This is a genomic window from Bacillus sp. S4 (assembly GCF_040838205.1).
In the GTDB taxonomy this organism is placed as follows: domain Bacteria; phylum Bacillota; class Bacilli; order Bacillales; family Bacillaceae_G; genus Bacillus_A; species Bacillus_A cereus_U.
This window is the reverse complement of sequence record NZ_JBFPJI010000014.1, coordinates 1-22,151: the sequence shown is the minus strand read 5'-3', so window position 1 is coordinate 22,151 and position 22,151 is coordinate 1. Positions and strand designations below refer to the sequence as shown.

The window sequence follows — 22,151 nt, the reverse complement described above, 5'->3', positions numbered from 1 at the left end:
TATACTATCTAAAATACGATTAGTAATAGAGAATTGAAGTATTGTTATGGGCTTGCAACAACTACTATAAATTCATTATCATGGAGACAGACTGACAAGAGAAGGAGTAATGGAAATACATGAATGAAGTAAAGCTTTCGAAACGATTAGAAGAAGTTGTGAGGGAGATTCCGGTAGGCTCTACAGTAGCTGATATTGGATCGGATCATGCGTATTTACCGTGTTATACAATTATAAATAATATTGCTACAAAAGCAGTTGCAGGAGAGGTTGTAGATGGACCGTTTCGCTCTGCACAAGCAACTGTAGCTGAAAGTGGCTTACAAGATAAAGTAGACGTTCGTAAAGGGAATGGATTAGCTGTTATTACACCAGGAGAAGTAGATGTTATTACGATTGCTGGTATGGGTGGAGCGTTAATTCGTGACATTTTAGAAAGTGGTAAAGAAAAATTAGAAGGTGTAACACGTTTAATCTTACAGCCGAATATTGCAGCACACCATATTCGTGAATGGTTTATTGAAAATGGATGGGAGCTTATCCGTGAGAAAATTGTAATAGAAGACGGAAAGATTTACGAGATTTTAGTCGGAGAGCGAGGAGATACAGCGGTACCTTACTCTGAAAATAAACAAGCTGAATTGTTTATGGGTCCATTTCTAATAAAAGAAAAAAGTGAAGCTTTTGTTGAAAAGTGGGAAGGAGAATTGAAAAACTTCCAAAATATTTTAAAACAGTTAGAGCGTGCAGCAGAGTCTGAAGAGACAAAAGCGAAGCGTGCAGAAATAGATGCGAAAATGAAAATGATAGGAGAGGTTTTATCATGAGTAAAATTCCGAATGGCCATGAAATTATTTCTTTGTTTGAAGGTATGTATCCGAAGCATTTAGCGATGGAAGGGGATAAGGTTGGCTTACAGATTGGAGCGCTTAATAAACCTGCGCAGCACGTATTAATCGCGTTAGATGTAACTGAGGAAGTTGTGAACGAGGCGATCCAATTAGGAGCGAATATCATTATAGCGCACCACCCTTTAATCTTTAATCCATTAAAAGCGATTCATACGGATAAGGTGTACGGAAGAATTATTGAAACGTGTATTAAAAATGATATTGCGGTGTATGCAGCGCATACAAATGTAGATATTGCTAAGGGCGGGGTAAATGATTTACTTGCTGATGCGTTAGGGTTACAAAATACAGAAGTATTAGCTCCTACATATGCAGAAGAAATGAAAAAAATTGTTGTATTTGTTCCAGTAACCCATGCAGAAGAAGTGCGCAAAGCTCTTGGAGATGCGGATGCAGGTCATATCGGTAATTATAGCCACTGTACGTTCGGTAGCGAAGGGGTAGGTACGTTTATCCCTCGAGAAGGGACAAACCCTTATATCGGAGAAACTGGACAGTTAGAACGTGTGGAAGAGGTGCGTGTCGAAACGATTGTTCCAGCTTCATTACAAAGAAAAGTTATTAAAGCGATGTTGGCAGCCCACCCATATGAAGAAGTGGCATATGATGTATATCCGCTTGATAATAAAGGTGAAGCTTTAGGCCTTGGTAAAATAGGGTATTTACAAGAAGAAATGACACTTGGTCAGTTTGCTGAGCATGTGAAACAATCATTACATGTGAAGGGTGCAAGAGTTGTTGGAAAGTTAGATGATAAAGTGCGTAAAGTAGCTGTACTTGGTGGTGACGGTAATAAATATATAAACCAAGCGAAATTTAAAGGGGCAGATGTATATGTAACAGGTGATATGTATTATCATGTTGCTCATGATGCGATGATGCTTGGTTTAAATATAGTCGATCCAGGGCATAACGTTGAAAAAGTAATGAAGCAAGGTGTACAAAAACAATTGCAAGAAAAAGTAGATGCAAAGAAATTCAATGTACAAATTCATGCTTCGCAGTTACATACAGATCCATTCACGTTTGTATAAGAAAAATAAAAACCGTTGCTCATGTAGGCAACGGTTTTTTGTTATTGTTGTTTTTTTACTTTTACACGTGGCAATATCTTTTGAAGTGGTACATTTCGAGTTCTATCCCATGTAGCTGGATTCATCGGGTCATATTGGTCTAAGAAAGCAATAACTTCTTTTGTGATTGGCGTTGGAGTAGAAGCACCCGCTGTAACTGCAACGTTTTCGATACCTTGTAGCCACTCTAATTGGATTTCACTTACGTCTGCAACGCGGTATGCTTTCGTACCAGCGATTTCTTGTGATACTTGTGCTAAACGGTTTGAGTTGTTACTTTTCGGATCGCCGACAACAATTGTTAAATCTGCAACATCAGCTTGTTTAGCGACAGCTTCTTGGCGAACTTGAGTTGCTAAACAAATTTCCTTGTGGAATTCTGCTGTTGGGAATTTTTTCTGAATGTCCTCCATTAAATGTTGAACATCCCATTGACTCATTGTCGTTTGATTCGTAACTAAAATTTTATCCGTTGGGATTTCTAATGTTTTTAAATCGTCAGCTCTTTCGATAAGATGAACGATATCAGGTGCAATACCAACTGCGCCTTCTGGTTCTGGATGATTTTTTTTGCCGATATAAATGACATGGTATCCTTCAGCTTTCTTTGCTTCAATAAGGTCATGTGTTTTTGTAACATCTGGGCAAGTTGCATCAATTGTCGTTAAACCTTTTGCTTTTGCACGTTGTTTAACTTCTGGAGAAACACCGTGTGCAGTGAAAATAACAGTACCAGAATCGATTTTATCTAAAATTTCTAATCGACTTGGACCGTCTAATGTAATGATGCCATCCTCTTCGAAAGCATCTGTTACATGCTTATTGTGAACAATCATACCTAAAATATAAATGGGTCTCGGTAATGATTTATCTAATGCGGCGTTACGTGCAATAACCATCGCGTCAACAACGCCGTAGCAATAACCACGAGGGGAAATTTTAACAATCTTCATGTGAGTAATCCTCTCCTTCTAAACAAGGGATACTTTTGTGCATAGTCCATTACATTATAAAGGAGGAGGAGATAGAAAACAAAGGATTGTTACACATATAGTTTTGGTTTTGTTGCTATTTGTTGAACAGGCTCTTCTGGTAATTCTTTTTCTATTATGGGTTCAATCACAATTTTTTTTCTTTTTCTCTTTTTTGGTGGAGGAGTTGGAGTGGCTACTTCAACTTCTCTAGGTTGGTCTTCAGTTTGTTTTTCCTCCGTGCTTTTTCCAGAGGTGAGGATTTTGACGATATTTGGTAGACTACGCATAATTGGACCGTATTGCTCGACGACAGGTCCTACAGATTGAACAACTTGGGATACTTTTTCGATATTATTTATCATATTAGTTGGATTCGAAATTAGATTCGAAAGAAAGCTTCCGATGCCGCTGCTAGATGTCGCCGCAGCGGCAGTTGTTGCGACGCCGCGCGTGTCATTGGATTCATACATTTGAGGTGGTATCATTTGTTGGGGATGTTGCTGCATATACGGTTGATATTGCTGTGAGTATTGCTGTTGGTATTGCTGTTGCTGGTACATCATCGGTGGCCCATCTGTTTGCCGATAGGGAGGGACCATTTGCATGAAAGGCTCCGTAGGATCGTGTTTTTTAAAGAGTTTAGAAAGAAAACTTTTCTTTTTTTGTGCCATCGGTGGTAGTTGTGGAATTGGGTATGGTGTATAAGAATGATGTCCTTGATTAGGATACATTTGTCCTATTGGGGATTTCGGATACATATGAGAAATCCTCCTTTCTTCAGTTAGGTATATACACATACAATATGCAATGGAAGGAAAGAAGGTTAGTTTTTGAGATAAAAACCTAAACTAAAGATGGATTTTACTTGTAGATTTCGATATAATGTAGACTTGACTGATTTGTGCGCAGTAGAAATTTTAGAAAGAAGGTGTAACTTATGACACTACAAACTTTTACACAGTATGATTTTAAACCATTTTTAATAGATGCAGTTCGTGAACTACGCTTTACAGAGCCAACAGGAATTCAAAAGAAAATTTTCCCGGTTGTGAAAAAAGGTGTGAGTATAATTGGACAATCCCAAACTGGTTCTGGGAAAACACATGCATACTTACTTCCTACATTAAACAGAATTGATGCAAGTCGTGAAGAAGTACAACTTGTTATTACAGCGCCTACTCGTGAGTTAGCACAACAAATTTACGAAGAAATTGTGAAACTAACAAAGTTCTGTGCAGAAGATCAAATGATTACAGCACGCTGTTTAATTGGCGGAACTGATAAACAACGATCAATTGAAAAGTTGAAAAAACAACCTCATATTGTAGTTGGAACGCCAGGACGTATTAAAGACTTAGTAGAAGAAAAGGCGCTATTTGTTTATAAAGCGGATACTATTATTGTCGATGAAGCGGACTTAATGCTTGATATGGGATTCATTCAAGATGTAGATAAAATTGCGGCACGTATGCCTAAAAATCTGCAAATGTTAGTTTTCTCTGCAACAATTCCTCAAAAATTAAAACCATTTTTGAAGAAATATATGGAGAATCCAGAACATATTCATATTAATCCGAAGCAAGTTGCAGCAGGAAATATTGATCATTACCTTGTGCCTTCAAGACACCGTAATAAAACTGAATTAGTGAAAAATATGCTACTTCAATTTAAACCATATTTAGCAATTGTCTTTACAAACACAAAGAAGAAGGCTGACGAAGTAGCCGATGGATTAGCAGAACGTGGGTTAAAAGTAGGACGTATACACGGTGATTTATCACCACGTGATCGTAGAAAAATGATGAAACAAGTTCGTGATTTAGAGTTCCAATACATTGTCGCAACAGATTTGGCGGCACGCGGTATTGATATTGAAGGAATTAGCCATGTTATTAACTATGAACTTCCATCAGATTTAGACTTCTTCGTTCACCGCGTTGGAAGAACTGCACGTGCGGGTCATTCAGGTATTGCGGTAACGATTTATGATCCAGCAAATGAAGAAGCGTTAGATAGTTTGGAAAAACAACGTCATATCGAGTTTAAGCATGTAGATTTACGCGGAGATGAATGGGCGGATTTAGGTGACCGTCGTCGTCGTAAGAGCCGTAAAAAACCAAATGATGGACTAGATGTTATGGCAACAAAAGTTGTTAAAAAGCCGAAAAAAGTAAAACCAAACTATAAACGAAAACTTGCAACAGAACGTGACAAAGTGAAGAAAAAATATAGCAATAAAAAAAGATAAGGGATTTCCCTTATTTTTTTTTATCTCACTACTTGAGAGAAAATCGATTAATGCAGACTAATAATTAGTGAGGGGTAGAAAAAACGTTGACTAAAGTTTCACTTTATTGGGTTAATTTAAGTATAGAGTGCAGAGTGTTTAAATAGTCAGTTTAATCTATGTAGTGCCTTTTGTGTGAACAAACAATTCGCTACATATTTCTACAAATTATGCTATCATTATATCTATTGTATATTGAAGAGGTGATTGTATGTTAAAGATAGGATCTCATGTTTCAATGAGTGGTAAGAAGATGTTATTAGCAGCAAGTGAAGAGGCTGTTTCATACGGTGCAACAACGTTCATGATTTATACAGGTGCGCCACAAAATACACGAAGAAAACCAATTGAAGAATTGAATATAGAAGCAGGAAGAAAACATATGGAACTAAACGGTATTGAGGAAATTATCGTCCATGCTCCGTATATTATTAATGTTGGGAATACGACGAAACCTGAGACGTTCCAATTAGGTGTTGATTTTCTGCGTATGGAAATTGAAAGAACGGCAGCGTTAGGGGTAGCAACACAAATTGTTCTTCACCCAGGAGCTCACGTTGGTGCAGGAGCAGATGCTGGTATTCAACAAATTATTAAAGGGCTTAATGAAGTAATAACGCCAGAACAGACGGTTAATATTGCGCTAGAAACGATGGCAGGAAAGGGAACAGAATGCGGTCGTAGCTTTGAAGAAATTGCGAAAATTATTGATGGTGTGAAATATAATGAAAAACTATCTGTATGTTTTGATACGTGTCATACGCATGATGCAGGTTATGACCTTGTAAATGATTTTGACGGTGTGTTAAACGAATTTGATAAAATTGTTGGGATAAATCGTTTACAAGTACTTCATATTAACGATAGCAAAAATGTACGCGGAGCTGGAAAAGACCGTCATGAGAATATTGGTTTTGGTCATATTGGCTATAAGGCGTTGCATCACATTGTGCATCACCCACAACTTACGCACGTACCAAAAATTCTTGAAACGCCGTATGTAGGTGAAGATAAAAAAGATAAGAAGCCACCATATAAATTAGAAATTGAAATGCTGAAAAATGGTACTTTTGATGAAGGAATTCTTGAAAAAATTAAAGCGCAATAAGGAGGGGATTTTCCCCTCCTTATTTTAGTAGTTGTTGAAATAAAGTATTTACTTGTTGGGCAGTAGCGGGGGAGGTTACTTTTGCTATTTGTTTTAAGAGCTCTAGTCGTTCGTTATTGTCGTAAATGTTAATATTTTTTCCCTTCATAAGTAAAACAATTTGATCAGCTTGCGCAGTCGTAATTGAAACTTCATATTCTTTACTATATTTCAATAACTCTTTTGTAGAAATATGATTTAATTTTTTGTTCACAATTTGTTTAATGAGGTTCATCGTGTTGTCCTCCTTCACACGTTCTTCTATCGAAATATATGTAAGCATAGCTTGTACATATTCGTATCAAGGTGCATTTTTTCAATGGGGAAAAGAAGCTTATGTTATAATATAAGAACGAAACTATAGATAAAGAGTATAAGGAGGACTTATGGAGAAAAAGCAACATCGAAAAGAAAGTGTTATTCATCTTGTATATCGTTTAGTTATGATTGTCTTTGGGGCAGCGTGTGCGGCGGTAGCGATTGAACTGTTTTTAATGCCAAATAAAATTATTGATGGTGGAATTATTGGTATTTCTCTTATATTAGATTATCTTACTCCTAATATTTGGTGGTTAAGTTTTTCTACTTTAGTTGTTATCCTCAACATTCCTTTTATGTACTCCGGGTATAAGCAAATTGGAAAAACATTCATGTTATCTTCAGCATTTGGAATTGTAGCTTTAGCATTTATTGAATCAACGTTGCATGCTATACCGCCATTTACAACAGAGCCGATTTTAGCAACAGTTTTCGGCGGTCTTATTTTAGGGATTGGTGTAGGACTTGTTATTCGTCATGGTGGATCGTTAGACGGAACGGAGATTATGGGAATTCTATTAACGAAGAAATTACCGTTTTCTGTTGGTGAATTCGTAATGTTTGTGAACTTATTCATTTTTGCATGGGCAGCATTTGTTTTTGGTGTTGAACAAGCGATGTATTCTGTTATGACGTACTATATCGCATTCAAAACAATTGATACGGTAATTCAAGGATTAGACGAAACGAAAGCAGTTTTAATCGTATCGGATCAATATGAGGAAGTATCAAATGCAATTTTACACCGCCTTGGTCGTGGAACAACAAAACTTGTTGCTAAAGGTGGCTATACAGATAAAGAAAAAGAAGTTATTTATGCAGTTGTAACACGTTTGGAAGTGACGAAGTTAAAATCAATTGTGCATGAAATTGATGAAAACGCATTTGTTACGATTATGAATACACAAGAGACAAATGGTGGTAAGTTTAAATCAGCAATTCACTAAAAAGTTAATTGTAATATCTTTTGAAAGCAGAGAATTCTTCTCTGCTTTTTGTTATAATAATAAGGTTTCTTGAAATAAAGAATATATTTTAGGCAGATTGGTTTACAACTATAATAAGCTGTACTATAATTCAAATAGAGATAAATCGGAATCATTCTGAATTAAAATAGGTGAGATGATATGAATAATATATTGGAAATAGAAGGATTAACGTTTCGATATGAAGATCGAAACGTGTTAGAAGATATTAATTTGCAAGTTCCGAAGGGAGCTTTTTTAGGTTTAGTTGGACCAAATGGTTCAGGGAAATCGACTTTACTTAAATGTTTATTGGGTGTTTTAAAACCGAAGCAAGGAAGTATTAGATTGTTTGGTATTGATAGTAAGAAATTTAAAGAGTGGAATAAAGTTGGTTATGTATCCCAAAAGGCAAGTAGTTTTAACTCAGGTTTCCCAGCAACTGTTTTTGAAGTTGTTTCAATGGGGCTCGTTTCGAAAAAGGGGCTTTTTCGCTTTTTTACGAAAGACGATAATGCGAAAGTAGAAAAAGCGATTGCTGATGTAGGTATGAGTGAGTTTCAAGGTCGCAGCATTGGAGAACTTTCTGGTGGACAACAACAGCGTGTATTTATTGCTCGTGCACTTGTAAGTAATCCGGAATTGCTTATTTTGGACGAACCTACTGTTGGAATCGATGTGAAAAATGTGGAAAGCTTCTATGAGATACTAGAGGATTTAAACAAAAGGCTAGGGATCACGTTAATTCTTGTTACGCACGATATGGGTGCTGTAACAGAGAAGGTGACACATGTTGCATGTTTAAATCAGCATCTACATTTCCATGGGAATGTAGAGAAATTCCGAGAGTTAGAAGATGCAGAAATGTCGATTTTATATGGGCATCATGTTCATCGCTTAGAACATGAACATGGGCATCACGGGAGGATATAATGATACAGGATTTTTTACAATATGATTTTTTACGTAATTCTTTATACGCTGGTGTTTTAATTGGGCTTGTCGGACCACTTATCGGCGTGTTCGTTGTAATTCGCCGCATGTCGCTTATTGCGGATGCATTAAGTCATGTGACGTTATCAGGAATTGCAGCTAGTTTATTACTTGAAAAGACAATCTTTACTGGAGGGTTTTTAAACCCTTTATATATGGGAATGTTTTTTTCAATCGGTGGAGCATTGCTAATTGAAAAATTACGTACTGTATATAAACATTATCAAGAGTTAGCAATTCCGATTATACTTTCAGCAGGGATGGGGATTGGAGTTATCTTCATTTCACTTGCTAATGGATTTAATACGGATTTATTTAGTTATTTATTTGGTAGTGTAAGTGCTGTGACAAGTGCAGATTTAATTATTATTGGTATAGTAGCAATTGTAGTTATTATAACGATTGTTTTATTATACAAAGAGTTGTTTTTACTATCATTTGATGAGGAATACGCTGTATCAACCGGTTTGAGTGCAAAGTGGATTCACTTTATTTTCATTATATTAGTTGCTCTTGTAATTGCGGTATCAATGCGTGTTGTAGGTGTTCTTCTCGTATCATCTTTAATGACGTTACCAGTTGCAGCAAGTATTCGTATTGCAAAAGGATTTAAACAAACAATTTTCTTTTCCATTTTATTTGGTGAAATTGCAGTAATTGGTGGAATGTTTGCTTCGTATCAACTTGATCTAGCACCAGGTGGTACAATTGTTATGATAGCGGTTCTTATTTTAATCGGTGCGATTTTATGGAAGAAGAAAAAAACTGCATAAAGTAGGGATAGGTATGAATCTAACAGAAGCTTTACGCCTAATGAAGGAAAAAGGATATAAACATACGGGGAAAAGGGAAGAGATGCTAAGATTATTTGCGGCGCATAATCGTTATTTAACCGCAAAAGATGTTTTAGAACATATGAAGGATGATTATCCAGGACTTAGTTTCGATACGATTTATCGTAACTTAACGGTTTTTGCTGAAATTGGTGTTTTAGAGCAAACGGAACTAAATGGTGAAAAACATTTTCGTTTTATGTGCTCTATTATGGAACATCATCATCATTTCATTTGTTTAGATTGTGGTGGTACGAAAGAAATCACTTCTTGCCCAATGGATTTTATGAATAAAGATTTTAAAGGTTATGAGGTAACGGGACATAAGTTCGAAATATATGGTCGTTGTCCAAAATGTGCAAAATAAGAGAACTCGTCGGTTATATAACTGACGAGTTTTTAATTTAAATGTGAAAAAAGGTTGCTCACAAAAATTGTGGGCAACCTTTTTTTATTGTTCTTGTTCCTGTTTTTCTTTTTCTCGTTCGGCAGCCATTTCAGCAGCGATTACATCAATTTCTTTTTTCAGTTCTTCTACCATTGTTTCTTCTGGTACTTTACGAACGACTTGCCCTTTACGGAATAATAAACCTTCTCCGCGTGCACCGGCAATACCGATGTCAGCTTCACGAGCTTCACCAGGACCGTTTACGGCGCAGCCGAGTACTGCAACCTTAATTGGAACTTTAAGTGTAGAGATGTATTCTTCGACTTCATTAGCAATGCTAATTAGGTCGATTTCAATACGACCACAAGTTGGACAAGAAATAAGTGTTGCGGCATTAGATGCAAGACCGAATGACTTTAATAGTTCACGTGCAACCTTTACTTCTTCAACTGGATCAGCACTTAAAGAAATACGAAGTGTATTTCCGATACCTTTACTTAAAATTGCTCCAAGACCAGCGGCGCTTTTTACAGTTCCAGCAAACAATGTTCCTGATTCTGTAATACCTAAATGTAATGGATAATCAAAAGCGCGAGCAGCTTTTTCGTATGCTTCAATTGCTAAGTTAACATCAGAGGCTTTCATTGATACGATAATATCGTGGAAATCTAAGTCCTCTAAAATTTTAATATGGTGCAGTGCGCTCTCGACCATACCATCAGCAGTTGGATATCCATACTTTTCTAAAATATGACGTTCTAATGAACCGGCATTTACACCGATACGGATTGGAATGCCACGCTCTTTCGCTGCATTTACAACAGCTTCTACTTTATGGCGACGTCCAATGTTACCTGGATTGATACGTACTTTATCAATGCCGCCTTCGATTGCTTTTAAAGCAAGGCGATAATCAAAATGAATATCAGCAACAAGTGGAATGTTGATTTGTTTTTTAATATCAGCAATAGCATTTGCTGCGCGTTCGTCTGGAACAGCAACACGAACAACTTGACAGCCAGCTTCTTCTAAACGTTTAATTTCAGCAACTGTAGCCTCAACATCATGTGTTTTTGTTGTCGTCATACTTTGTATAATTAATTCATTGTTACCGCCAATTGTTAAATTACCGACTTTAACTGGACGTGTTTTTGTACGCTGAGTCATTTCATTCACGAATTGATCGCTCTCCTTATAAAAGAAGTTTCTTATTTTAGTCCCTTACATCAATGATAGTATGTGTGAGAAAGGGCTATGGAAACCAAAGTACTCGGTTTCACTTTTACTATTGTATCAGCGCCTTTATGTAATTGACAAGGATTAAGTGATTGCTTATTGATATAACGGGAATTTATAAGACTTTCCAACTTGGATTTTTGTAGCAGATGTATTTTTATTTAATTGCTTAAAATCATCAATTACTTTTTCAATAGAAGGAATTTTTTTCTTATTAATCGCTTCTGTAATAGAAAGAACTGTATCGCCAGTTTTTACTTCGATTGCTTTATAAGTTGTATCCGTTTCTTTTTCTGTTTCTTTCTCTTTATTTTGTTTTGTATCTGTATTTTCTTGTTTTATCGTTTGGGCAGCAGAGGTTTTTTTGTATGAACTTAACATCGGTAAAGTACCGATTTTTATGTCGTAATAAAATATATAACCGAGGACAAGCACGAATAAGAGTACACCTAATCTCTTCATATCCTTCACTCCTTTGCTAGGAATATATGCTTGTCCAAAAAAAAAATGCCTATTTAGGCATTTTTTTATAGTTCTTGTTTTTCTTTCGGTTTTGGAACTTCTTTAATTGTTAAGTATAGAACGATTAAAACAACTGCAATGTAAATGAATGTTGCACCAGGTACGTTTATTTTGAATAAATCCATAATCATAAAGAAGATTGTTGGAATTGTGTAGCTGTAAGCAGTTAATGTCCAAACTTGTTTATAAGATAATTTGCGTTGACCGCTCATCGCAGAACCGATGAAGGCAAGCAATGTAACTCCTACAAAGGTAATAAATAATTGGAACAAGTACAGTAAGAACCCAATAACGAATAATAAGATTGGATAAATACTGTCAAATAACGAAATGAAATCTTGTAAATCCTTTTTCTCAAGAGATGCGCCTAATAAGTCATTGTAGGAGTATGTTTGTGTTTGACCATTCCCCATGGAGACTACTTTATCTTTTAAAACAAATAAACCTGTTTTATTTTGATATTTTTCTAAGTCTGTTGAATTTGGATCAAATACGAAAAGGGCATTTCCATCTTCTTTTTCGATAGGTTGATCAATATCAGCTGTTAGCTCGCCATTTTCAATTTTAAAATCAGGTAAATCTTTTTCGATTACTTTATTTACCATGTTAACACCATCTTGGATGACGCTACCGTACAAGAAAGTTCTTGGAATAGTAGTGATTAGGCAAAGAAGCATAATATACAAAATGGTTTTACCGATTTTTTGAAAACGGAAAAGCGCCATATCTTTAGGCGAATATACGCTTTTTGCTAGCTGTGTAAAAATGGACATAGATTCACTTCCTTTATGTATGTGTAAAATCATTGTAACGTACGAATCTAGAGAAGCTCAAGATATATTATATTTACATATAGTAGAAAGGACTAAATTTCTTTTTATTAATTTACTTCTTTTAGTAGAGAAAAATACAATTGACACTTTTCTTTTGTATATGGTAAATTTATCTTACATTTTTCAAACGATATATCCGATGGGAATGTAGTTGTTTTTAATGGTACATACATAATCGTGGACCCTTAGCTCAGTTGGTTAGAGCAGACGGCTCATAACCGTCCGGTCGTAGGTTCGAGTCCTACAGGGTCCATATCCATTTCATATGTTTATTATGTCAGCAGGAAGCTTCCTTGTAGAAGGAAGCTTTTTTTCGGAATATATGAGCATTTTAATTGAAAAGAAGTGGGAATTTTGCTACTTTAATGATAGCAAGACAAAGCGATTTATTTGTTTGCACCCTATGGCAATTAGGGTAGAATGAAGTTGTAGGTCACATATGTAGTGACAATACATAAACCGGGAGGAATATAACAATGGCAAAACACGAATTACCAAATTTACCTTATGCGTATGATGCTTTAGAACCTCACTTTGATAAAGAAACAATGAACATCCATCATACAAAACATCACAACACGTATATTACAAACTTAAACGCTGCTTTAGAAGGTCATGCAGAATTAGCAGACAAAAGCGTTGAAGAATTAGTTGCAAACTTAAACGAAGTACCTGAAGCAATCCGTACAGCAGTACGTAACAATGGTGGCGGACATGCTAACCATACATTCTTCTGGACAATCCTATCTCCAAACGGCGGGGGACAACCAGTAGGCGAACTTGCAACTGCGATTGAAGCGAAATTCGGTAGCTTCGATGCATTCAAAGCAGAATTCGCAAAAGCTGGCGCAACTCGCTTCGGTTCTGGTTGGGCTTGGTTAGTAGTAAACAATGGTGAGTTAGAAGTAACAAGCACTCCAAACCAAGATTCTCCTCTAACTGAAGGTAAAACTCCAGTTATCGGTTTAGATGTTTGGGAGCATGCTTACTACTTAAATTACCAAAATCGTCGTCCTGACTACATCGGTGCATTCTGGAACGTTGTAGATTGGAACGTTGCTGAAAAACTTTACCAAGAAGCAAAATAATTGAAGTTAATACAGCTAGAAAAAAGCTAGGAGTTTTCTCCTAGCTTTTTTCTATGCTCTCCTTTTACATAATTGAGCTTGTCTTTGGAAGACTAGAACATGAAGTAAAGGAGAGTTGTGTATGAAGTGGAAACATGTAATTGGTGATGTTGAAGTGAATCGGGATTTAGTATTATTGCTCGTTATAGGAGGTTTATACACGCTCGCAATTTCTTTATCGAATACGTTTGTAAACATTTATTTATGGAAGCAAACACAAAATTATGTAAATCTGGGCTTGTATAATTTGGCCAGCGTTGTATTGCAGCCTCTAACATTTCTTGTGGGCGGGAAATTAGCGAAACGTATTGATCGCTCGATTTTATTGCGAATCGGTGTAGGCACGTTAGCTGTTTTTTTTATCGTCGTTTTAGTAGCGGGAAAAAGTGCATCTCACTATATTTTACTAATGGGAGCCCTTTTAGGAGTTGGTTATGGTTTCTATTGGCTCGCTTTTAACTTGTTGACATTTGAGATCACAGAACCAGAAACAAGAGATTTTTTTAACGGTTTTCTCGGACTTCTTACATCTTTCTCTGGAATGATTGGACCGATAGCTGCAGGATATACAATTTCACGTATGGAAAAATGGAGCGGTTATACTGTCGTTTTCTTCCTCTCGTTAATGCTATTTGCGGTTGCAGTCGTTCTAAGCTTTTTTTTATCGAAGAGGGAATGTGAAGGACGCTATGAAATTGTGCAAGTATTGAAAGAGCGGCAAGTTGATGAAAACTGGGGAAGAATTACGCGTGCTCATTTCTTCCAAGGCTTGAGAGAGGGAACGTTTATTTTCGTTATTTCGGTATACGTCTATTTAGCATCTGGTAGCGAGTTAGCACTAGGGAAGTATAGTTTAGTGAATTCTGCAGTATCATTTGTATGCTATTATTTAGTTACTCGTCTGTTAAAGAAAGAATGGCGAAAAAAAGCAATTTTACTTGGTGGCATTATTTTATATGCGGTCGTATTTTTAGTTATTTTCAATGTTACATATACGAAATTACTTATTTATGCAGCATGTATTGCGGTTGCATATCCCATTTTACTCGTTCCGTACGGATCCATGACATACGATGTAATTGGTAGAGCAAAACAGGCGAGAGAATGGCGTGTAGAATATGTAGTTGTCAGGGAATTATGGTTAAATGCCGGAAGAATTTGTTCCATTTTAAGTTTTTTATGTGCTGTAACATTCTTTCCTCCTGAAAAAAGTTTACCGTTCTTACTATGTATTTTAGGAGCTGGACATTTTCTTATTTATTTTGCAGTTAAAAATGTCAAATATGATGAGGGAAATGTGAACAAAACCAGCGTTGTAGCGCAAGGAACCACGCAGAATCAAACTGAACCAGAAGGTTAACTTATCGTTTGTTTTATGCTAGAATAGAAAAAGATGTAAGACAGCAGTGAGGGCACCTGTATGAAGGTGTCCCTTTCACATTACATAGCTGTTGGTAGAGGGGGTTTGTATGAGTAAGAAGCAGAAAAAGAACCAAACAAAGACAAAAACCCACGTTCCCTTTCGGTTAAACGTGTTGTTTTTTTGCGTGTTTTTAATGTTCTCCGCAGTTATTGTAAGGCTTGGATACGTACAAATTGTTCGTGGCGAGGAATATAAAAATGAAGTTGAGAAAAAAGAAAATTCAACGATAAGTAATCCTGTACCACGCGGGAAAATATTTGATCGTAATGGAGAAGCGGTCGTAGATAATGAGCCTATTCGTACAATTACATTTACAAAAATGAAGGGATCAACTGCAGCAGATCGCTTAGAAACGGCGAAAAAGTTAGCAGATTTAATTGAAGTCCCAACAGATAAGTTAACAGATCGCGATAAAAAAGATTATTGGCTTGCTTTACATAAAGAAGAAGCAGAAACAAAAATCACAAAAAAAGATCGTGAAGAGCTTAAAACAAATAAAATTGACGATAAAGAACTGGATGAACGTCAACGAAATCGTGTAACAGAAGAAGAGATTAATCAACTGTCAGCAAAAGATTTAGAAATATTGGCGATCAAAAGTAAGATGGAAAGCGGATATGCAATGACGCCGCAAATCGTTAAAAAAAATGCAACACCGGAAGAATACGCGATTATTAGTGAAAATTTAGCGAAATTACCAGGTGTAGATACAAATGTTGACTGGGAGCGAAAATATAAGTATGACGATATGTTCCGAAGTGTACTTGGTAGTGTAACTTCTTCTGATGAAGGGCTACCGAGAGAAAGATTAGATTACTATCTTGTTCGTGATTATAATCGTAATGATCGCGTAGGAAAAAGTTACCTTGAGCAACAATATGAAGATAGTTTACACGGTACAAAATCTGAAGTTAGAAATGTTACAGATAAAGATGGTAATATTTTAGAAACTATTAATGTGTCACAAGGACAACGAGGTAACGATCTGAATTTAACAATCGATATGGCATTACAAAAGCGTGTAGAAGAGATTCTTGAGAAAAACTTAATGAGATTTAAAGGGAGCGAACCTCTTTTAGACCGTGCATTCGTTGTAATGATGAACCCGAAAAATGGTGAAGTTTTATCTATGGCGGGGAAACAACTAGTGAATGAAGGCGGCGAAACGAAAGTAAAAGATTTCGCATTAGGAACGATGACGAGTTCTTATCCGATGGGTTCAACTGTAAAAGGTGCGACAGTACTTACGGGATATCAAACTGGTGCAATTCAACCTGGATCTGTACAGTTAGATGAACCAATTATATTAAAAGGGACACCTAGGAAGTCATCTTGGAAAACGATGGGGTATATTAATGACCTTACAGCGTTAAAAATGTCTTCTAACGTTTATATGTTTAAAACAGCGATGAATATTGCAGGGGTTCCATACGTACGAGGCGGTACGTTAGATATCCCGCAAAAAGCATTTGATACTATGCGTTACTATTTTGGGCAGTTTGGACTTGGTGTAAAAACAGGAATTGATTTGCCAAACGAAACTGCTGGTCAAATAGGTAAAGGGAATCAACCAGGTTTCTTATTAGATTTATCAATCGGACAGTATGATACGTATACACCGCTTCAATTAGCGCAATATATTTCGACGATTGCAAATGGTGGATATCGTATGCAACCTCAAGTTGTAAAGGAAATTCGTCAGCCATCGGCGAAGCCCGAGGAAGTTGGAAAAGTTGTTCAATCCATGGAACCGAAAGTATTAAATCGTGTTGATATGCCTGAATCACAAATTAAACGTGTTCAAGAAGGATTTAGACAAGTGTTTAACGATACAGGTGGTACAGCTACAAAATACTTTGCAGGTGCACCATATAAAGCCGCTGGGAAAACAGGTACAGCTCAAACTGTATATGGCGGAGATAAAGAGATTGGTAGAAATGAAAAAGGTGAGCGTAAAGAAACATATAACTTAACATTAGTAGGTTATGCGCCACTTGAAGATCCAGAAGTAGCATTTTCTGTTGTTGTGCCATGGGTACATGATGATAAAACAGGGATTAATGGATATATTGGTCGTGAAATAATGGACGCTTACTTTGATTTGAAAAAACAAGCATTAACTGGTGAAGCTCCAAAAGATGAAAAAGAGAAAAAAAGTAATGCACAAGATGATGAATAAAAAAGTTATAAAAAAAGCACACTATCTGAAAAGATAGTGTGCTTTTTTTTATGCTTTATGCATATGGTTTAGTAAATGTGGACAAGCGTAAAATGTTGAAAAAAACATGTAGTTTCAAAAACGATGAACATAACAAGATGAGTGCATACGCTCTAAGTTTGTCTTGTGTGATAGGTGATAGCAGTTTTATGGATGATTAGAAAATTTCCTGCATCTAAAGTACAAAAGTGAAAATAAAGTTTGTGTATACAGTTGTTTTTGTGGAACTTTACAAAACTTTTACAAACAATTAAAACCGAATTAATAGTTTAGCAGTATTCTTATATCTGTAATCCTGTTATTTCCGGTTACTTCTAGGAGGAAGAACACGTGAAATGGATGAGCGCATCGATTAAAGTTTTGACATTATCGACATGTTTCCTTTGTTTTAATATGTCTACTGCATTCGCTACAAATGAAATGGGAGAAGTGAGAGTTGATGGATCCTCAACGGTTTTTCCTATTATAGAGGCAGTAGCAGAGGAATATACAAAGGCCCATCCAAACGTGAAAATTTCTATTAGTATTTCTGGGACAGGAGGAGGATTTAATCGTTTCAGTAAAGGAGAAGTAGATATAAACAATGCTTCGAGATTGATGAAACCGGTAGAAGAAAATGCAATGCAGAAAAACTCCATTCAATTTACACCATTTGAGGTTGCTTATGATGGTCTAACGATTGTTGTGAATCGTCAAAATACGTGGGTAAACAATATGACGATAGACGAGTTACGTCTATTATGGAGTGAAAATGGAAGATTGAAACGGTGGTCACAAATTCATTCATCATGGCCACGTGAACAAGTTAAATTTTATGCGCCAGGCGTAGACTCTGGTACTTATGATTATTTCCAAAATGTTGTCTTACAAAATAATCGCCTTGTAAAAACGGTTTCTTTGTCTGAAGACGATCAAGTTATTATGCAAGGGGTAATGAATGATAAAAATGCCATTGCTTTTGTAGGATATGCTTATTATATGGCCAATCGAGATAAGGTAAAAGCAATACAGGTGGATGGTGTATTTCCAACGAAAGAGACCATTCAATCGGGTACGTATAAGCCATTATCTAGGCCGCTATTTACGTATGTGAATCATGCATCTATCAGAAATAAAATTAATGTAGCAAATTATGTTGAGTTTATGATTAAGCATGTTGGAAGCCTTGCTGAAGAGGTCGGATATGTAAAATTACCAAAAGAAAAATATAATGAACAGCTGCGAATGTTAACAGAAATAAAAAGGTAATGTCAGGGTGGAAAGGGGTTTTCATCTTTGGCTCATAATGACAAAAGTCAAATTACATTTTCTGTACAACATTTGATTGAGAGAAATACAAATAGAAGAAAAAAAACGCAGCGAATCAATCGAATTGTTCCGTTAATACTAAAAGTCATTGCTAGCGTGTCCATTGTAACGACACTTGGAATTATTATTACGTTGGCAAATGAAACAATCATGTTTTTTCAAAAGATATCATTGTATTCTTTTTTGACAGAGAAAGAATGGTTACCTTTTTTTGAAGATCCGAAATTCGGTATATTACCACTTATATGTGGAACAATCCTTGTAACAGCAATTGCCATGTTCGTAGCAATTCCTATTGGTTTAGGTTGTGCCGTGTTTTTAAGCGAATACGCTTCGAATGGCGCTCGGAAAATATTAAAACCGTTGTTAGAGCTACTAGCAGGCATCCCGACAATTGTATATGGTTTTTTCGCGTTAACAGTTGTCACACCACTTTTACAACGCGTTATACCAGATTTGCAGTTTTTTAATGCTATTAGTCCGGGTATTGTTATAGGGTTCATGATGATCCCGACGATTGCGTCTCTATCTGAAGATGCGATGAGAGCTGTAGAAAAAGGAATTAAAGAAGCCTCATTAGCGCTAGGAGCGACTCGTTTTGAGATGGTAAAACAAGTGGTGTTTCCATCGGCTTTTACGGGCATAATGGCAGCGATTATATTAGCAGCTTCTCGAGCAATTGGTGAAACGATGATTGTTGTTATTGCAGCTGGATCCACACCTAATGTATCGATAGATCCGACTCATTCTATTCAAACATTAACAGCCTATATTGTACAAGTGAGTTTAGGAGATGCTCCGCACGGAACGATTACTTATTACAGCATGTATGCTGTAGGTGCAACGTTATTTATGTTTACTTTTATTATGAATATCATTTCGCAATATATTATGCGCCGTTTTAGGAGGGTGACATAATATGCGAATGTTAAACCATAAAAAAATACAAGAAAATATGGCATCACGTTTTTTAAAGGATCGGATTTACAAGTGTTTGTTTTATATAGCAATTTTGTTTTCAGTAGTAATACTTTTTATATTGCTTTTTCAAATTTTTGAAAAAGGTATAAGTTATCTTTCAATAGATTTCTTTACAAACTTCGCCTCGCGTAATCCGAGAGAAGCTGGGATTGTCGCTGCTTTGTCAGGAACAATACTATTTATGAGCATTGTTATACCGGTCTCTTTTATATTTGGAGTCGGAACAGCTCTTTATTTAGAGCATTATGCGAAGGAGTCCGTTTTTAAAAAGTTAATTGAATTAAATAATCAAACATTAGCAGGGGTACCTTCCGTTGTGTTTGGTTTACTCGGGTTAACTATTTTCGTATACGCTCTCCATTTAGGAGAGAGCATAATTGCAGCGGCACTGACGATGAGTTTACTCGTCTTACCAACTGTTGTTGTAGCTAGTCAAGAAGCGATTCGAACTGTGCCGAGCTCATTACTAGAGGCTTCTTACGGATTAGGTGCTACGAAGTGGCAAACGATGTATCAAATTGTATTGCCAGTAGCTTTACCAGGAATTGTAACGGGATGTACGTTAGCGGTATCGAGAGCAATTGGTGAGGCAGCACCATTATTAGTCATTGGGGCCCTTGCCTTTGCAAATTATGTTCCGTTCAGTATGTTTGATAGATTTACGGTTTTACCAATTCAAATTTTTAATTGGATGAGTAGACCACAAGAAGAATTTCAGTATGTAGCAGCAGCCGGGATGATTGTTTTGTTAGGATTGTTGCTCTTTATAAATATATTTGTCTTATGGTTACGAAATCGAAAATAAGTTGGAAGTGGATGAAAGGGGAATTCAAATGGTAGCAACAGTAGTAAATGTACAGGTGAAAAACGAGAAAAAGATTGAGACAGCACCAAAAAAAGTGGTATTTGATACGAAAAATTTAAATTTATGGTACGGAGAAGACCACGCTTTAAAAGATATCAACTTAAGTATTCATGAGAATGAAGTAACAGCGATTATCGGTCCAAGTGGTTGTGGTAAATCAACGTACTTAAAAACACTAAATCGTATGGTAGAGTTAGTGCCTATCGTTCGAACTACAGGCGTTATCGAATATAGAGAACGAAACATATTCGAAAAGTCATATCCGGTTGAAGAATTGCGTACGCATGTGGGAATGGTGTTCCAAAAGCCAAATCCATTCCCAAAATCTATTTATGAAAATGTAGCATATGGCCCGAAAATCCATGGTGTTCGTGACAAAAAAACACTTGATGAAATCGTTGAGAACAGCTTACGCGGAGCAGCTATTTGGGATGAGTTAAAAGATCGTTTGCACGATAATGCATACGGTTTATCTGGTGGACAGCAACAGCGCCTATGTATTGCACGCTGCTTAGCGATTGAGCCAGACGTAATTTTAATGGATGAGCCAACGTCGGCGCTAGATCCAATTTCAACATCAAAAGTAGAAGAGCTAATTCAGGAATTAAAGAAAGATTTTAGTATTGTTATCGTGACGCACAATATGCAACAAGCAGCACGTATTTCAGATAAAACCGCTTTCTTCTTAAGTGGAGAAGTTGTGGAATATACAGATACGAACAAGTTATTTACAACACCTACAGATAAGCGTACAGAAGACTACATTACAGGACGATTTGGTTGATATTGCTGTAAGGCTAAGAGTAAATGCTCTCTTAACAGAGGGTATTTCTCACTTTCACCTCATTCTAATAGGGGAGTAATATTTCTCTTTTCTCAAGGCTTAATAAACATACAAGAGGCTGGGTAGGGGATTTATATAAAATGGCACATAATATTGAGGGGGAAGAAACGATGGTAAGAGAACAGTTTCAATATGATTTAAAAACGTTACAGCAAAAGGTGATCGAGCTTGGTGAGTTAGCAAGGGAAGCTTTATTGATTGCTATGGAAGGTCTTCACAACAGGGATATAGAGAAAGCGTTAGAAGTCATTGATGGGGATTATCGCATGGATAATTTAGAAGAGGAAATAAATGACCTTGCGCTTATGCTTATTACAAAGCAGCAGCCTGTAGCAAGTGATTTAAGAAGGATTTTTATTTCAATTAAAACAGCGACAGATTTAGAACGTATTGCAGACCATGCGGTTAATATTGCGAAATCAACAATTCGTCTTGGTGAAAAAGAAGTGGTCGTTAGCTTGCGTAATCTTGAGGAAATGTTTGAGATTGCTCATAAGATGTTAAATTTAGCATTAGAAGCATATGAGCAAGAAAATTTAACTTTTGCTAAACAAATTGCTGAAATGGATGATTCAGTTGATGAAATTTATGGGAAGGCGATTCGTGAATTTATTTCCTCTGTCCCTGGACAACCAGAAGCGATTACACAAATTACACAACTATCCTTTGTTGCAAGATATATTGAGCGTGTAGCAGACCATGTTACAAATATTGCTGAGAATGTATTTTATTTAGTAAAAGGAAAGCATTATTTATTGAATGAGTAGGGGGAAAAGTAGGTGATGAGAAATCACCTGCTTTTTTTAGTCAAAACATGACAAAAAAAGCTCGTTGTTTCCTTTAGTCTATGATGATAAGATGTATCATAATTAATGGAAAAATAAGTACATATGTGTTAATTACGT

22 protein-coding genes and 1 tRNA gene are annotated in these 22,151 nt (G+C 36.3%); 17 read left to right on the top strand and 6 right to left on the bottom strand.

Annotation, left to right across the window (positions count from 1 at the left end):
• Positions 1 to 119 precede the first annotated feature (119 nt).
• On the top strand, positions 120 to 827 hold the full coding sequence (locus AB3X48_RS03795) for a tRNA (adenine(22)-N(1))-methyltransferase (protein WP_016106174.1): 708 nt from the start codon (positions 120 to 122) through the stop codon (positions 825 to 827).
• Positions 824 to 1,945 (top strand): Nif3-like dinuclear metal center hexameric protein, encoded by a 1,122-nt coding sequence (locus tag AB3X48_RS03790; RefSeq protein ID WP_002160456.1) that lies wholly within the window; start codon positions 824 to 826, stop codon positions 1,943 to 1,945. The genes AB3X48_RS03795 and AB3X48_RS03790 overlap by 4 nt, the downstream gene beginning before the upstream one ends.
• Before the next feature lie 41 nt (positions 1,946 to 1,986).
• Here AB3X48_RS03790 and AB3X48_RS03785 read toward each other — a convergent pair whose 3' ends face one another.
• Together AB3X48_RS03785 and vrrA are read right to left on the bottom strand one after the other, a co-directional pair.
• Positions 1,987 to 2,937, bottom strand: a complete 951-nt coding sequence (locus tag AB3X48_RS03785; RefSeq protein ID WP_002111876.1) for a 4-hydroxy-3-methylbut-2-enyl diphosphate reductase — start codon at positions 2,935 to 2,937, stop codon at positions 1,987 to 1,989.
• 89 nt (positions 2,938 to 3,026) lie between these two features.
• Entirely contained in the window at positions 3,027 to 3,716 is a 690-nt protein-coding gene (vrrA, locus tag AB3X48_RS03780; protein WP_367958835.1) for a VrrA/YqfQ family protein, read from the bottom strand.
• 179 nt (positions 3,717 to 3,895) lie between these two features.
• Between vrrA and AB3X48_RS03775 the strand changes: the two genes are divergently transcribed.
• Complete coding sequence (locus AB3X48_RS03775) at positions 3,896 to 5,206, top strand: DEAD/DEAH box helicase (protein ID WP_002111874.1); 1,311 nt, start codon at positions 3,896 to 3,898, stop codon at positions 5,204 to 5,206.
• Between the two features lie 250 nt (positions 5,207 to 5,456).
• Positions 5,457 to 6,353: a deoxyribonuclease IV gene (locus AB3X48_RS03770; protein WP_002138366.1), complete on the top strand. Its 897-nt coding sequence runs from the start codon at positions 5,457 to 5,459 to the stop codon at positions 6,351 to 6,353.
• A 19-nt stretch (positions 6,354 to 6,372) separates the two neighbouring features.
• On the opposite strand, the gene AB3X48_RS03765 is transcribed toward AB3X48_RS03770, so the two are convergent.
• Positions 6,373 to 6,627, bottom strand: coding sequence for a DUF2624 domain-containing protein (locus AB3X48_RS03765; protein ID WP_001048958.1), 255 nt, complete (start codon positions 6,625 to 6,627; stop codon positions 6,373 to 6,375).
• 151 nt (positions 6,628 to 6,778) lie between these two features.
• Here AB3X48_RS03765 and AB3X48_RS03760 point away from each other — a divergent pair, with 151 nt between their 5' ends.
• The 4 genes from AB3X48_RS03760 (at position 6,779) to AB3X48_RS03745 (ending at position 9,868) form a co-directional block, all read left to right on the top strand.
• Positions 6,779 to 7,657: a YitT family protein gene (locus AB3X48_RS03760; protein ID WP_002015168.1), complete on the top strand. Its 879-nt coding sequence runs from the start codon at positions 6,779 to 6,781 to the stop codon at positions 7,655 to 7,657.
• A gap of 180 nt (positions 7,658 to 7,837) precedes the next feature.
• Positions 7,838 to 8,608 carry a metal ABC transporter ATP-binding protein gene (locus AB3X48_RS03755; protein WP_367958831.1) on the top strand — a complete coding sequence of 257 codons (771 nt, stop codon included), beginning with the start codon at positions 7,838 to 7,840 and terminating at the stop codon, positions 8,606 to 8,608.
• Complete coding sequence (locus tag AB3X48_RS03750; protein WP_002160460.1) at positions 8,608 to 9,441, top strand: metal ABC transporter permease; 834 nt, start codon at positions 8,608 to 8,610, stop codon at positions 9,439 to 9,441. Before AB3X48_RS03755 ends, AB3X48_RS03750 begins: the two co-directional genes overlap by 1 nt.
• Before the next feature lie 13 nt (positions 9,442 to 9,454).
• Complete coding sequence (locus tag AB3X48_RS03745) at positions 9,455 to 9,868, top strand: Fur family transcriptional regulator (protein ID WP_002067192.1); 414 nt, start codon at positions 9,455 to 9,457, stop codon at positions 9,866 to 9,868.
• 84 nt (positions 9,869 to 9,952) lie between these two features.
• On the opposite strand, the gene ispG is transcribed toward AB3X48_RS03745, so the two are convergent.
• The 3 genes from ispG to yqgB form a co-directional block, all read right to left on the bottom strand.
• Positions 9,953 to 11,056 carry a flavodoxin-dependent (E)-4-hydroxy-3-methylbut-2-enyl-diphosphate synthase gene (gene ispG, locus AB3X48_RS03740; RefSeq protein ID WP_165762451.1) on the bottom strand — a complete coding sequence of 368 codons (1,104 nt, stop codon included), beginning with the start codon at positions 11,054 to 11,056 and terminating at the stop codon, positions 9,953 to 9,955.
• A 165-nt stretch (positions 11,057 to 11,221) separates the two neighbouring features.
• A complete protein-coding gene (yqfZ, locus tag AB3X48_RS03735; RefSeq protein ID WP_016106172.1) occupies positions 11,222 to 11,587 on the bottom strand; it encodes a protein YqfZ in 366 nt (121 codons plus the stop codon).
• A gap of 65 nt (positions 11,588 to 11,652) precedes the next feature.
• On the bottom strand, positions 11,653 to 12,420 hold the full coding sequence (gene yqgB, locus AB3X48_RS03730) for a protein YqgB (RefSeq protein WP_002034056.1): 768 nt from the start codon (positions 12,418 to 12,420) through the stop codon (positions 11,653 to 11,655).
• Positions 12,421 to 12,659: 239 nt separating this feature from the next.
• Here yqgB and AB3X48_RS03725 point away from each other — a divergent pair.
• The 9 genes from AB3X48_RS03725 to phoU all read left to right on the top strand — a co-directional run bounded on the left by AB3X48_RS03725 (position 12,660) and on the right by phoU (position 22,013).
• Positions 12,660 to 12,733 (top strand) — tRNA-Ile (locus AB3X48_RS03725).
• 223 nt (positions 12,734 to 12,956) lie between these two features.
• Positions 12,957 to 13,568, top strand: coding sequence for a superoxide dismutase [Mn] (gene sodA / locus AB3X48_RS03720; protein WP_001052029.1), 612 nt, complete (start codon positions 12,957 to 12,959; stop codon positions 13,566 to 13,568).
• A gap of 121 nt (positions 13,569 to 13,689) precedes the next feature.
• Positions 13,690 to 14,967 (top strand): MFS transporter, encoded by a 1,278-nt coding sequence (locus tag AB3X48_RS03715; RefSeq protein WP_016106171.1) that lies wholly within the window; start codon positions 13,690 to 13,692, stop codon positions 14,965 to 14,967.
• 109 nt (positions 14,968 to 15,076) lie between these two features.
• Entirely contained in the window at positions 15,077 to 17,209 is a 2,133-nt protein-coding gene (locus AB3X48_RS03710) for a peptidoglycan D,D-transpeptidase FtsI family protein (protein ID WP_016106170.1), read from the top strand.
• Positions 17,210 to 17,578: 369 nt separating this feature from the next.
• Positions 17,579 to 18,496, top strand: coding sequence for a PstS family phosphate ABC transporter substrate-binding protein (locus tag AB3X48_RS03705; RefSeq protein ID WP_204209130.1), 918 nt, complete (start codon positions 17,579 to 17,581; stop codon positions 18,494 to 18,496).
• A 27-nt stretch (positions 18,497 to 18,523) separates the two neighbouring features.
• Entirely contained in the window at positions 18,524 to 19,474 is a 951-nt protein-coding gene (gene pstC, locus AB3X48_RS03700) for a phosphate ABC transporter permease subunit PstC (protein ID WP_002199339.1), read from the top strand.
• A gap of 1 nt (position 19,475) precedes the next feature.
• Positions 19,476 to 20,342, top strand: coding sequence for a phosphate ABC transporter permease PstA (gene pstA, locus AB3X48_RS03695; RefSeq protein WP_002145719.1), 867 nt, complete (start codon positions 19,476 to 19,478; stop codon positions 20,340 to 20,342).
• Positions 20,343 to 20,370: 28 nt separating this feature from the next.
• A complete protein-coding gene (gene pstB / locus AB3X48_RS03690; protein WP_002160466.1) occupies positions 20,371 to 21,186 on the top strand; it encodes a phosphate ABC transporter ATP-binding protein in 816 nt (271 codons plus the stop codon).
• 170 nt (positions 21,187 to 21,356) lie between these two features.
• Positions 21,357 to 22,013: a phosphate signaling complex protein PhoU gene (gene phoU, locus AB3X48_RS03685; protein ID WP_033711012.1), complete on the top strand. Its 657-nt coding sequence runs from the start codon at positions 21,357 to 21,359 to the stop codon at positions 22,011 to 22,013.
• The last annotated feature ends 138 nt before the right edge of the window (positions 22,014 to 22,151 follow it).